Source organism: Terrimonas ginsenosidimutans, from assembly GCF_022012415.1.
Lineage (GTDB): Bacteria > Bacteroidota > Bacteroidia > Chitinophagales > Chitinophagaceae > Terrimonas_A > Terrimonas_A ginsenosidimutans.
The window spans coordinates 104,665-117,917 of the sequence record NZ_JAKLTR010000007.1 but is presented as its reverse complement, the minus strand read 5'-3'; the positions used below and the strand labels follow the sequence as shown (position 1 = coordinate 117,917).

General features: G+C 47.6%; 4 protein-coding genes. All 4 read left to right on the top strand.

What is annotated here, in order from left to right; genetic code table 11:
* Positions 1-36 precede the first annotated feature (36 nt).
* The 4 genes from LZZ85_RS12480 to LZZ85_RS12465 all read left to right on the top strand — a co-directional run bounded on the left by LZZ85_RS12480 (position 37) and on the right by LZZ85_RS12465 (position 13,253).
* A complete protein-coding gene (locus LZZ85_RS12480; protein WP_237872152.1) occupies positions 37-3,996 on the top strand; it encodes a hybrid sensor histidine kinase/response regulator transcription factor in 3,960 nt (1,319 codons plus the stop codon).
* 440 nt (positions 3,997-4,436) lie between these two features.
* Positions 4,437-8,504, top strand: coding sequence for a two-component regulator propeller domain-containing protein (locus LZZ85_RS12475; RefSeq protein WP_237872150.1), 4,068 nt, complete (start codon positions 4,437-4,439; stop codon positions 8,502-8,504).
* 146 nt (positions 8,505-8,650) lie between these two features.
* A complete protein-coding gene (locus LZZ85_RS12470; protein ID WP_237872147.1) occupies positions 8,651-11,722 on the top strand; it encodes a SusC/RagA family TonB-linked outer membrane protein in 3,072 nt (1,023 codons plus the stop codon).
* A gap of 31 nt (positions 11,723-11,753) precedes the next feature.
* Complete coding sequence (locus LZZ85_RS12465) at positions 11,754-13,253, top strand: RagB/SusD family nutrient uptake outer membrane protein (RefSeq protein ID WP_237872146.1); 1,500 nt, start codon at positions 11,754-11,756, stop codon at positions 13,251-13,253.

Genomic DNA, 13,253 nt, shown 5'->3' with positions numbered 1-13,253 from the left:
TTCCTCTTACGCCAGAAAAAACGGAATAACATTTTTTTGAAAAAAGGCCTTGCCATATTATTATTTTCCATCATCATTGCTTTCACCTCGCAGGCACAGGATTACTATTTCAAGAACTACCAGGTCTCCAACGGACTCTCCAGCAACACCATCACCAGCATCCTCCAGGATAAAAAAGGGTTTATGTGGTTTGGTACCCGCAACGGACTGAACAGGTTCGATGGCAATTCTTTTAAGATCTTCCGCAATGATCCGAAAGACAGTCTCAGCCTTGGCAGTAATTCTGTCCTCAGCATTTGCGAAGATGAAAACGAAAAATTATGGATCGGCACCTATAAAGGAGCATACATCTATGATCCGCAAACAGAACGGTTCAGTCCCTTCCGTTTGCTTCCTCCCGGGGAAACGAGATATATCAACCGTGACGATGCAGGGAATATCTGGATCGTGAACAACTTTACATTATCACGATACGATGCAAAGACATCAGAGCTGACCACTTTTTCCACGGACAGTACAAGGGTGATCGCGCTCAGCATTGCTGCAAAGGGAGCCCCCTGGATCGCGACCAACTATGGTGTGCTGAAGAAATACGATAAAGCAAGTTCCTCCTTCCAATCCTTTGACGTCGCCGGCATTTACAAAAAACCGCTCGGGTTTATCCAGGATATCCATCCGGTAAGCGATACAACGCTGCTCGTAGGCACGATGGACAAAGTGCTGCTGTTTAATTTAAAGCGAAATACACTGACAGACGTTCTTCCCGGAGCAGGGCGGATACAGGTGCATAAGATCGTACAACAACAAAATGATCAATTCTGGATCGGTACAGAAACAGGGATTCATATCGTAAACCTGCGATCCGGACATTACCAGCTCCTGCAAAAGGAATACAGCAACCCCTACTCCATAACTGACAACGTTATTTACTCTTTTTACAGAGACCACGAAGGCGGCACCTGGATCGGCAGCTTCTTTGGCGGCATCAATTATTATTCTTCGCAACTCAACCGCTTCCGGAAATATTTTCCTTATAAAGGGAATAATGGCATCAGTGGCAACCTTGTACATGAGATCTGCGAAGACCAGTACGGACATATCTGGATAGGAACAGAAGATGCGGGATTGAACAAACTGGATCCGAAGACAGGCCATATCACTTCCTATCTCCCTGGAAAAGGTCCAGGCTCTATTTCCTATCAAAACCTGCACGGTATATTAGCCGATGGCAGTGAACTCTGGATAGGCACTTATGAACATGGCCTCGACCGCATGGATATCCAGACCGGGAAAGTGATCCGCAATTACTCTACCTCAGATGGAAGCCTGCAGGGCAACTTTATTGTAAGTCTGTATAAGACTTCGGCAAATGAAATACTGGTCGGCACCTGGAATGGCATGTTCCGCTACAACCGTTCACAGGATCGCTTTGATCGTGATACATTCTTCACCATGCAGATCCAAAGTATTCATGAAGACAAAGACAAAACTCTTTGGGTGGGCAGTTATGGAAATGGCGTATTCTATAAAGGCGTAAAAACAGGACAAGGGAGGATCATGCATCAGCCGGGAAACACCGGAAGTCTTTCTAACAATTATGTCAACAATATTTACGAAGACAGTAAAAACAATCTTTGGTTCAGCACTGAAGCAGGCTTGTACAGGTATGACCGCAAGACACAGAACATCCAGCCCTTTAACAGCAATGGCCTTGCTGAAAAGCAGGTATTCCGCGTGCTGGAAGATACGCAGGGCTTGATGTGGGTGTCAACGTCAAAAGGATTATTATGCCTTGACCCAACTACCGGCAACACTAAAATATATACCACGGTCAACGGTTTGCTGAGTGAACAGTTCAACTACAATTCAGGTTTCAAAAGCGGAGATGGCACTTTTTACTTTGGTACGGTAAAAGGTATGATCAGTTTTAACCCGGCTGCGTTTGGAAAAGAATCATTCATTCCGCCTGTTTATATTACAGGACTCCAGATCAATAATAAGGAAATGGAAGCCCTGAAGCCCGGCTCACCCCTAAGCCGGGCGATCATGAATACGGGCAGCATTCAATTACCTTATGACAGCTCTTCCCTCAGTTTTGAAATTGCCTCGTTGAGTTACGTTACGCCGGAAGCAAATGAGTATGCCTATTTTATGGAAGGCTTTGATAAGGAATGGACGACCTTGAAGAATAACCGCCGCATCTTTTACACCAAGCTTCCGCCGGGAAACTATACGTTCCGTGTAAAGGGCAGCGGCAGCGGCGGTGTATGGAATCAGCAGCAAACCATCTTGCAGATCCGTGTAACACCACCCTGGTGGAACAGTCCTTGGGCTTATGCCTTATACGCCGCCGTCATCGGCATTATACTCTGGACCATCCTCCGGTATTATCACATGGCCATGAAAGAAAAGAACAAACGGAAGATTGACGTACTCGAGATAGAAAAAGAACGCGAGATCTATAATGCCAAGATCGAATTCTTCACCAATGTGGCACATGAGATCCGGACGCCACTGACACTGATCAAACTCCCACTCGATAAATTGCTGCAAAAGGAAAAAGATAATCCTTCACTCTCAGAAAGCCTGACCATGATGAAAAAGAATACAAACCGGCTGATCGACCTGACCGATCAATTGCTCGACTTCCGCAAGGCAGAAGCCAATAACTTCAGCCTGAATTTTATCTGGACTAATATATCCGAGCTACTGAAGGAAGTTTATACAGCTTTCAAACCGGCTGCCGAACAGAAGGAACTTATTTTCCGCCTGGAACTTCCGCGGATGCCTTTGCAGGCATCTATCGATCCGGAAGCTTTCAGGAAAATACTGGGCAACCTCGTCAATAATGCGATCAAGTATGCAGACAGCACCGTGTCCATACGGCTCCTGTCTTTCAGCAGTGAAGACAAGGTGTTTCATATAGAGATCCGCAATGACGGGTTTATTATCCCCGCAGAACACCGCCAGAAAGTTTTTGAGCCGTTCTATCGCCTGAAGGAAACATCCAAGCAGGCCGGCACAGGAATAGGCCTGCCGCTGGCGCGCTCCCTCGCGGAATTGCACAAGGGTGTGCTTGAGTTGAAAGATCCGCAGAACGGGATGAACATATTCCAGTTATCAGTTCCCATTCACCAGGAAAATGAGATCAACCTGCAGGAGTATGAAACATTTGAAACAGCAACTCCAAAGACGCCTGAACTGACAGAAGAACCCGATAACAGCAAAACGCCCTTGCTGATCGTGGAGGATAATAAGGAAATTCTTCAATTCATTCAGCGGGAATTAAGCAGCCAGTTCTCCATCTATCGTGCGCACAATGGCGAGGATGCCATTGAAGTGCTTTCGAAAGAAAATATTGCGCTCGTGATCAGCGATATCATGATGCCCGTGATGGACGGCATCGAGCTATGCAAAAGGATGAAGACGGATATCCAGTACAGTCATATACCCATCATTCTCCTTACGGCGCGCAATACACTTCACTCAAAGATCGAAGGCCTTGAAGTAGGCGCCGATGCGTATATCGAAAAACCTTTCGATCTGGAACATCTGCAGGCGCAGATCAATAACCTGCTCGCCAACCGCCAGATCATCCGTGAATACTTCGCAAAATCGCCGCTCGTGCATCTTAAAGGCATGGTCTCTTCCAAAGCCGATAAGAACTTCCTGGATGAATTGAACCGCGTGATCCAGGCCAATATCACCGACATGGATCTTGACGTTGATAAATTGTCCCGCATGATGAACATGAGCAGAACAAGTTTCTACCGGAAGATCAAAGCCATCTCTGATCTCACTCCAAACGAGCTCATCAATATATCAAGATTGAAACAGGCGGCGGAGCTGCTGGCAAGCGGAGAGTATAAGATCAATGAAGTGGCGGGTATGGTGGGCTATACCGTGAACAGCAATTTCTCAAGGGATTTTCATAAACAGTTTGGAGAATCGCCGTCTTCGTATGTTGCGGGGCTGAAGAAGGATGCGGCGGGATGATGACCGAAAGCCGGTTATCGCGTATTGCGCTCGTCGGGCTTGCTCTTCCAGGGGAAGCCTTCTTATCCTTTGCCCGGCTCCGGCTCTCCGTCCGGAGCAAGCTGTGCTAAAGCATCAGTCTGCCCAGTAGTGCGTCGGCAACAGCATAAATACCACCCCGGTCAACAATTTCAATCCAATGTCGTTTAGTTTAGTGGCCCCGGCGTACCTCAATACAGGTCAACTTAAGGTTTGCCTGGTGTATAAGTAACGCGGCGGACACGGCGATACGCAGCGGACGCAGCGAAAACAGCCATAGAACATCTTGTATTTTCGCCGCGCTCTCCGCGTATCGCCGCGTCCGCAGCGTTCCTTCGTGCTTTTAACTAAACGAGATTGGATATAAATTGGCTCCCACCCCCTCGCAGAAAAATCCTACATTTAGTGTGCTAATCAGCTATATGAAAATCTCGCCTGTAGGCTTTTTGCTTGTACTGGCACTCGCGCCATGTCGTCTTGTTTATACGCAGGACCTCTCGTACACATTGCAAAGGATCGATAGCCGTAATGGACTTTCCAATAGCTCCGTAAATGCTATTTACCAGGGAAACGACAGGGTGCTTTGGGTGGGAACATGGGATGGACTGAACGCTTTCAATGGCTCCTCCTTCAAAACCTTCAACTATAACCAGCTCCCGGGAAAAGGCATCAGGAATAATGTTGTTGAAGAAATCGCCGAAGATGCAGAACACAATATCTGGATCTCCACAGTGGAAGGCATCTCCCGCTATAAACCTTCTTCAGGAGAATTCAGCCACTACTTCTACAGCAGCAATGCAAAACAGGTAAGCGAAAAGCAGTTCCTTCTTTTTACAGACAAACAGAAAATTCCTTATATCTATTCGTTGGCTTCAGGGTTGCAGCAATTTGACTTCAGGACTAACTCATTCATACCGCTACCGGTCGATCTTCCGGATAAAAATATCAGGCAATTTGTTTTTTCGGAGAACGGCGATCTGTGGGTGCTGTTAAATGATGGCCGTCTCGGCAGCTATACCATCCGTCAACATGCCATCCTTCCAAAGCATTCGTCCGGTTACAGGAATAACATTCATTCCATCTATGAACTGGATGAGAACTTGCTCGTCGTATCAAAGGATGGGAACATCGAACGGATCAATGCCACCGAACAAACCGTACTCAGTAATTTCAGATCCCCGGTCAGGGCGATCATTCCATATGAAGATCATTACATCATCGCTCTCGAGAAAAAAGGTTGCAAGGTCGTTGATAAAGATTTCAGAGTATCGCGCTTTCTTGAACAGGAAATAGCTTCTTTACAGGAATCGCAGATCACAACGATCTATGCTGGAACCGATAAAACGATCTGGTTTGGAACAGATGGAAGCGGAATAGCCCGGCTTTCCCCTGTCCGCAGGCCATTCACTGCTGTAAGTAATACAAGTGTCGGATTGAAAGATAAACAGGTCAGAACATTTGAGAAAGTAGGAACGGAGCTTTGGGTAGGAACAAAAGGGAATGGCATTCTGGCCTTCTCCTGGCCATGGTCAGGCGCCATTACATCACATGTATACAGCGAAGCGGATGGGCTCAGCAATAATGCCGTTTACACGATCAGGAAAATAAATGATACCTGGACATACATAGGTTCTGACGGTGACGGTCTGCTTTTATACAATCAGCAAAAAAAGAAATTTGTTCAATGGAGTGAAGTCAAAGGATCAGCGCCATCTTTCCGCTCTGTTTATTCAATACTACCTGATACTGACGGTTCCGTATGGCTTGGCACCAGCGGTTATGGATTGATCCATCTGAAGATCGAAGGTATTGATGAGCCTTCACTCGTTTATCTTAAGCAATATAAATTCACCGGCACCAATGCCGGACCCGCCAGCGATATCATCTTTTCAATTACCAAAGACCAGCGAAACAGGATCTGGCTGGGTTGCAGATACGGCGGAGTCAGTATCCTGGACAAACAAACCGGCCAATTTAAAACCATTCGCTCCGGCGTTGATAAGAACGGACTATCGCATAACGATGTGCTCTCCGTGCTGGCAGACAAAAGCGGATCCATGTGGATAGGAACAAGCTTTGGTTTGAACAGGGTTGATTGTGATTACGAGGGCAAGACTGTTCAGCATTTCACCACTACTGAAGGACTTCCCAATAACACTATTCATGGAATTGCAGAAGATAGCCAGGGCCTGATCTGGGTAAGTACTAATAACGGACTGGCGCGGCTCAACAGTAAAAGCAGTGACGTGATGCGGTTCCGTGAACCGGATGGATTGCAAAGCAATGAATTCTCTGACGGCGCCGTCTGGAACAGCAATGAAGGCACAATATTCTTCGGTGGTATCTATGGGTTCAATTATTGTGAACCTGCTAAGATCACCGTCAATTCCAGTCAGCCAAACCTGCAGGTCACTAACCTGAAATTTGGAGGCAGAACAATGGCTGATGGCGGTTACATGGTACTGCAACCCCGCGCAGGAAATACAGTGCCGGAATTTACATTAAGCCGCCACCACAACTATTTTGACCTTTCTTTAAATGCCATCGATTTTACCAGCCCCGGCAAATCCGAATTCGCCTACCGGCTTGACGGCTTTGATAAGAACTGGCATTACCCTGGTTCATCCGGCTATATATCTTATGGTAATCTGCCGGCCGGCGACTATACCTTAAAAGTAAAATGGTCAAACGGTGAAGGACGCTGGACCAATGAACAGTCGCTCTGTTTGCTTACCGTCGAACAGTACCTGTGGTTAACACCCGCCGCTTTCCTGTTATACTATGTACTTTCAGCCATATTCATTTATGTGATCTATACCTACCGCAAGAGCAAAACAGAAATGAAACACCAGCTTGAAATGGAATACCGTCTGCGGTTAAAAGAAGAAAAACTGCATGCGGAAAAGCTTGATTTCTTTACCAATATCGCTCACGAATTACAGACGCCTCTGACACTGATCATGGGTTCCGTAGAGCATCAGCAACAGCAACAACAGGTTTCGCATCCATCTTCCAATGTGCTCGGCCTCGTGCACCAGCAGGCATCCCGGTTGGCTTACCTGATTGAGCAACTGATGGAATTCCGGAAGGCGGAAGAAGGATACCTGAGAGCAGACCGTCAATTAATGGACGCCTCCGCTTTCTTCTCCAGTATCGCCCGGCTCTTTATTCATTTCCGGGAACAAAGCGGCATTGATTATAATTACGAAATACAGGAAGGCCTTTTTATTGATAATGATCCTGACAAGTTGGAGAAGATCACCTTCAACCTTCTTTCCAATGCTTTCAAATATACTTCTCCCGGTGAGAAGATCTATTTCCGTGTTTGCCGCAATGACGAGACCTCGTCACTGGAACTATCCGTCGCAAATTCAGGACACGATATCTCATCAGCGGAAATGCAAAAACTATTCGACCGGTTCTTTACCGGCAACTCCTCGCAGAAGTTCAGTTCAGGGCTTGGCCTCGCATTCACCAAACAACTTGTACAGGTACTCGACGGAAATATGCAGGCCTACTGCAAAAATAACTGGGCTTGTTTTGAAGTGAGTTTTCCATTGCAACATGTCGATATCAGCGCGCGTTCATCCGTTGCACCGGTACAACCGTCCTTACTCATCAGGACCATTGCGAAAGCGCGTCCACAGAAAGAACAGATGAGCGCCGCAGCTAATAATAAGGAGGCCTTGTTACAAAGTCTTGGAGAAGATCAACGACCGGTGATCCTGATCGTGGAAGATGAAGTCCCGATCCGGCAATTGATCAGGCAGGTGCTTGGTAAAGATTTTCTGATTTATGAAGCTTCAAATGGAGCGGAAGCATTGGCTTGCATGACCCGGCTTATTCCGCACCTGGTCATAACCGACATCATGATGGATGACATGAATGGGCTGGAACTTTGCAAAAAGATCAAACACATCCCGGATACCTGTCATGTTCCTGTATTGTTACTTTCGGCCCGTGGTTCCATGGAGCAGCAACAGGAAGGGTATGAAGCCGGTGCCGATGCATATCTGCCGAAGCCATTCCACAATCAGCACCTGCTGGCCAGGGTGAATCAATTGCTGGATAACCGTCGCAGGTTACATGATTACTTCCGCAATAAAGCGATGCCTGGTGCAGAACCACCGCAGGGCATGGATGATGCTGATCGCGCATTTCTTGAACATCTTCTCCAGATCATCAATGCTGACCTTACTAATTGCGACCTCGATGCATCCGACCTGGAATCTGCCTTGGCAATGAGCCGCATGCAGCTTTACCGGAAGATCAAAACGATCTCAGGCATGACACCAGCCGAATTCATCCGTACTATCAGGTTACAGAAAGCAGCGGCCTTGCTGGAAACAACAAAGCTCACCGTGTCAGAGATCTTTTATCAAACCGGCTTCAACAATCAGTCATACTTCTTCCGCGAGTTCAAGAAAAAGTACCAAACTTCTCCGAATGAGTATAGAAATGCAAATAAAGTTTCGCATACGGAGTTGTGACCTTAACTGAGCTAGTGTTTCTAACCAACTGTAAATCACTCCGGTGCTTTCTTAAATAGGTGCCTTCTCACGCATGTACAGTGTTTTGGGATCATAGTATAGCAGCGTTTCTTACCCTTCCGGGTATCTTAACTAAAATTATTGCTATGAAACGATTGCTACAACTGCTCCCCGCATTTGCCTGCGTGTTATACTGCCTGCCTGCCCTGGCCCAGCAACCAGTGACAGGCAGGATTACTGACGATAAGAACGCTCCGCTGCAGGGTGTTAACATCGTCCAGCAGAATACGACCAATGGTACTTCCACCGCTGCCGACGGAAGTTTCAGCCTGCTGCTGCTGTCAGGATCGCCTTCCAATCTTGAAATTTCTATGGTCGGTTTTACCAAACAAACTGTCCCCTACCAGGGCTCCGCCCTGAGCATTACCCTTGTTCCTTTATCGGGTTCTCTTGAAGAAGTGGTAGTTGTAGGATACGGCACCCAGCGAAAGTCGACACTCACCGGCGCTGTTTCCTCCGTCAAAGGCGCCGAGCTGGCGAAGACCCAGGCCATTGATATCGGTACTGCGCTGCAGGGGCAGGCTGCCGGTGTGAACGTAACCTCTCCCACCGGCGCTCCCGGCACAAATGCAGTTGTCCGGATACGCGGCATCGGTTCACTCAACAATAATGAACCGCTGTATGTGATTGATGGAATACAGGTGAACAGCGGGCTGACCACAATTTCTCCAAACGATATCGAAAGCCTCGAAATATTAAAGGATGCATCTGCTGCCGCGATATATGGCGCCCGCGCTTCCAACGGTGTGATACTTGTTACCACAAAATCCGGCAAAGCCGGAAAGAACACGATCACCGTAGACGCATCACTGGGTCTTGCCAATGCGATGGGTCTTCCAAAGATGGTCAGTACAAGCCAGTTCGTCGAACTGCAGAACGAAGCATTTGCAAATGACGGAAGTACAAACCGCAACAATGACAATGCCGCGAACCTGCCCAACACTGACTGGCTGGATGTGCTTTTCCGGCAGGCGATCACCCAGCGTTACAGTCTTGCATTTGCAGGCGGCACTGATAAGACACGTTACTTTATATCCGGTAACTATGTGAACCAGGATGGCACCATTGAATACTCTAACTTCAAACGGTATGGCCTGCGATCCAACGTCACTTCCGATGTGAAAAGCTGGCTGAGGATCGGTGAGAACCTCAACTTTACCTATGAAAGTAATCAGTACATCGGCGCTTCCGGTGATGGCGGCCGGCCAGGTGCACTTCCCGGTGTGGTAAGATATGCACTCATCAGGCCCAATGCCATTCCTGTATACGATCCTGCAACAGGCCTGCTGACCGATCTGCCTCCTGCCGGACTTTACCAGAACTCCAATCTTTATGGTGATGGAAAAAATCCGTTAGCCATCGCGCAGTATCGGAATCGTACCGCCGATCGCTATCGAATCCTTGGAAACGTATTTGCAGAGATCAGGCCAATAAAAGATATACGGTTGCGGACCAGTCTTGGCGTCGACTTCAATATACTGGAGCAACAGGCTTACAACGGGCAGATCCCCGGCGACAGGACGATCATGAATCCCAACGACAAAGGCGTGGATAAATATCGTCACCGTCAAAGCGCGCTCACCTGGACCAATACCGCGAATTACAACCATGTTTTTAATGGAGTGCATGATATATCCGTTCTGGCTGGTACCGAATACGTGAAAGAGATCACTGACTATCTCTCCGGTTTCCGCTCAGGATTTGATACCAGGACCGACGATAATCCAAGCCTCCAGTTCCTTGACTATGGAACGGGTACACAAGGCATTGGCGGTACCAAACAGGAATCCGCCCTCATGTCTTATTTCGGAAGAATCGGATACGCGTATGATAACCGGTATCTCCTGTCTGCAACACTTCGTGCTGATCAGTCATCAAGATTCAGCAAAGCGAACCGCACCGGTTATTTCCCCTCCGCTTCTGTCGGCTGGAATATCATGCGCGAATCATTCATGAAAGATATAGGGATGTTCAGTGAACTAAAGCTGAGAGGAAGTTGGGGTAAACTGGGAAACCAGCAGATCGGCAACTATCCCTTCGCTACGATCTACAGTACCAACAATGGCGTGCTGACCGTTGCCACGCAAGGTAATCCCGATGTGAAATGGGAAGAAACAGAACAAACAGATATCGGCCTGGACGGCGCAATGATGAACGGACGGATCCGTTTCTCCATCGACTGGTATAAACGAAACAGCAGCGATATCCTGATCCAGCTTCCGGTATCCTATACCAATGGTGATGCCGCTCCTCCTTATGTCAATGGCGCCGCAATGACCAATAAAGGATGGGATATCTCGGTAAATTATAACAAGCAAACTCAGAGCGGCTTCTCCTGGGATCTTACCGCTAATGTGACCACCCTGAGCAATAAGGTAACATCCTTGTATAAGACCAAAGATCAGCTGATCAGTGCAGGCAACGGCCAGATCCTGCTTAAACCGGGCGAAGCCATCGGATCCTTTTATGGCTATACAACGGCAGGGATCTTCCAGAATGCAGCAGAAGTCACTAACTATGTCAATAAAGACGGCGACCTGTACCAGCCAGTGGCAAAGCCAGGCGATATCCGGTTTGCTGATATCAACGGCGATGGCGTTATCGATGATAAGGACAGAGGCATCATCGGACATGGCCTGCCTGAACTTCTGTACAGTCTGAATGCAACCGTCCGTTACAAACAATTCGATCTCACTTTATTCTTTAATGGTGTTACCGGTAATGATATTTACAACGAAGTGGATAATATCATTAACAGTTTCGACTCCCGTGGATTCAATACCAAACTTGATTTTTATGATACCCGCTGGCATGGTGATGGTACGAGCACTACTACACCAAGAGCGACCTTCCTCGATGGAAATAATAATCGACGCACTTCCGACCGTTACGTTGAAGACGGCTCCTACCTGCGATTGAGAAATGCAATGATCGGCTATAACCTTTCTTCCAAAATGATGGGCCGCGCAGGTTTTACGCAAGCAAGGATCTACGCCAGTGTACAAAATCTTTTCACCATTACCGGTTATAAAGGATTTGATCCGGAACTGTATACGAATGACAACCTGGCTAACTATGGAGATCTCGGTGTGGGTATTGATATGGGAACCTATCCTCCATCCCGCACGATCACATTCGGTGTTCAGCTTTCTTTTTAATTAACGTTTGATTGATCTGTAAATAAACAATATGAAAAAGCTATTCTATATAATCACCGCTGCAATGATCATCACGGCCTGCAGCAAGAAACTGGATCTTCAACCGCAGGGCGTATTAACGGAAGAAAATGTGTTCAGGCAACCAGGCGATTTTACACTGGCTGTTGATGCAGCTTATGAACCGCTGACCAATCGCTTCCGCGGTAACTGGGAATGGGATAATGGGGCATCCATACCCCGCGATTTTGTTGTAGGCGATCTCATGAGCGATGATGCCGTGAAAGGTGGTGGCGGTCTTGGTGACCAGGAAGACATGCGTCGTATGGAAACTTTCACCATCTTCCCGACCAACAACAATGTACTTGGTATCTGGCGCTATAATTTCAAAGGAGTGAATGCAGCCAATATCGTTCTCGCACAGGATGGATCTTCCATTCCGGGGCTTGACGCTAACGTATGGAAACGGATGAAAGGTGAAATGCTTTTCCTGCGTGCATTTTATTACTTCCGGCTGGTACAGAATTACGGAGGTGTTCCGCTGCTGATCCCCGAAAAGAGCATGACCGATAACACCAGCCGTGCAACTGCAGAACAGGTGTACACACAGATCCGCGAAGACCTCGACAATGCTGCAGCAATGCTGGAACCTTCTTATGATGCGGCCAACTATCAGCGCGCCACCAAAGGAGCAGCATATGCATTGAAGGCAAAAACATTTCTTTACCAGGAACAATGGCAAAGTTGTCTTGATGAAATTGCCAAAGTGGAAGCGCTCAGCTACAATCTCCTTCCAAAGTTTGCCGACAACTTCAATGGTGCGGGCGAGCAGGGTGCAGAAAAGATCTTTGTCGGGCGGCACGATCCGGGGCAAACTCCGCAAAAGGGTTCCATCTTCAATGCTGTATTCGGAAGACAGGGCTATGGCTGGAACTTCAACCTTCCTACAGATAACCTGGTCGCAGAGTTTGAAACAGGCGATCCCCGCTTATCTGCTACCGTATTCAAATCAGGTGATACATGGTTTGACGGCACAGCTTATAACCCTGCCAATTCCATTACTGGTTTTAATGCAAGAAAATTCCTTTCAAACAGTTCTCCCTCTGATGATGGCGGCATTGACTTTATCTACATCCGCTTTGCAGATGTCTTATTATGGAAGGCCGAATGTTTGACCCAATTGAACAAATTACCGGAAGCAAGAACTGCACTTGAACGCGTAAGAGCCCGCGCAAGAAGCAACGCCGCGAATCCTGCAACAGCTTTGCCGGCTGTAACCGCAAACGTACAGGCAGATCTGCTTGCCGCAATCAGGCATGAACGACGCGTTGAACTGGCTTTCGAATGGCACCGCTACTATGATCTTGTCCGCTGGAAAATAGCCCAGACCGTGCTGGCGCAAAAGCCTGACGCAGATCCTCTGACCGGCCACAATGATTACGGCACCGGTTATAAACCCGCAAATGCCATTCTCCCTATTCCTCAACGCGAAGTGGACCTGATCGGATTGCAACAAAACCCGGGATATCAATAA

What these genes read in the sequence shown, in the direction of transcription:
- LZZ85_RS12475 (WP_237872150.1), top strand. Translation starts at nt 4,437, where the DNA reads ATGAAAATCTCGCCTGTAGGCTTTTTGCTTGTACTGGCACTCGCGCCA.
- LZZ85_RS12465 (WP_237872146.1), top strand. Translation starts at nt 11,754, where the DNA reads ATGAAAAAGCTATTCTATATAATCACCGCTGCAATGATCATCACGGCC.
- LZZ85_RS12470 (WP_237872147.1), top strand. Translation starts at nt 8,651, where the DNA reads ATGAAACGATTGCTACAACTGCTCCCCGCATTTGCCTGCGTGTTATAC.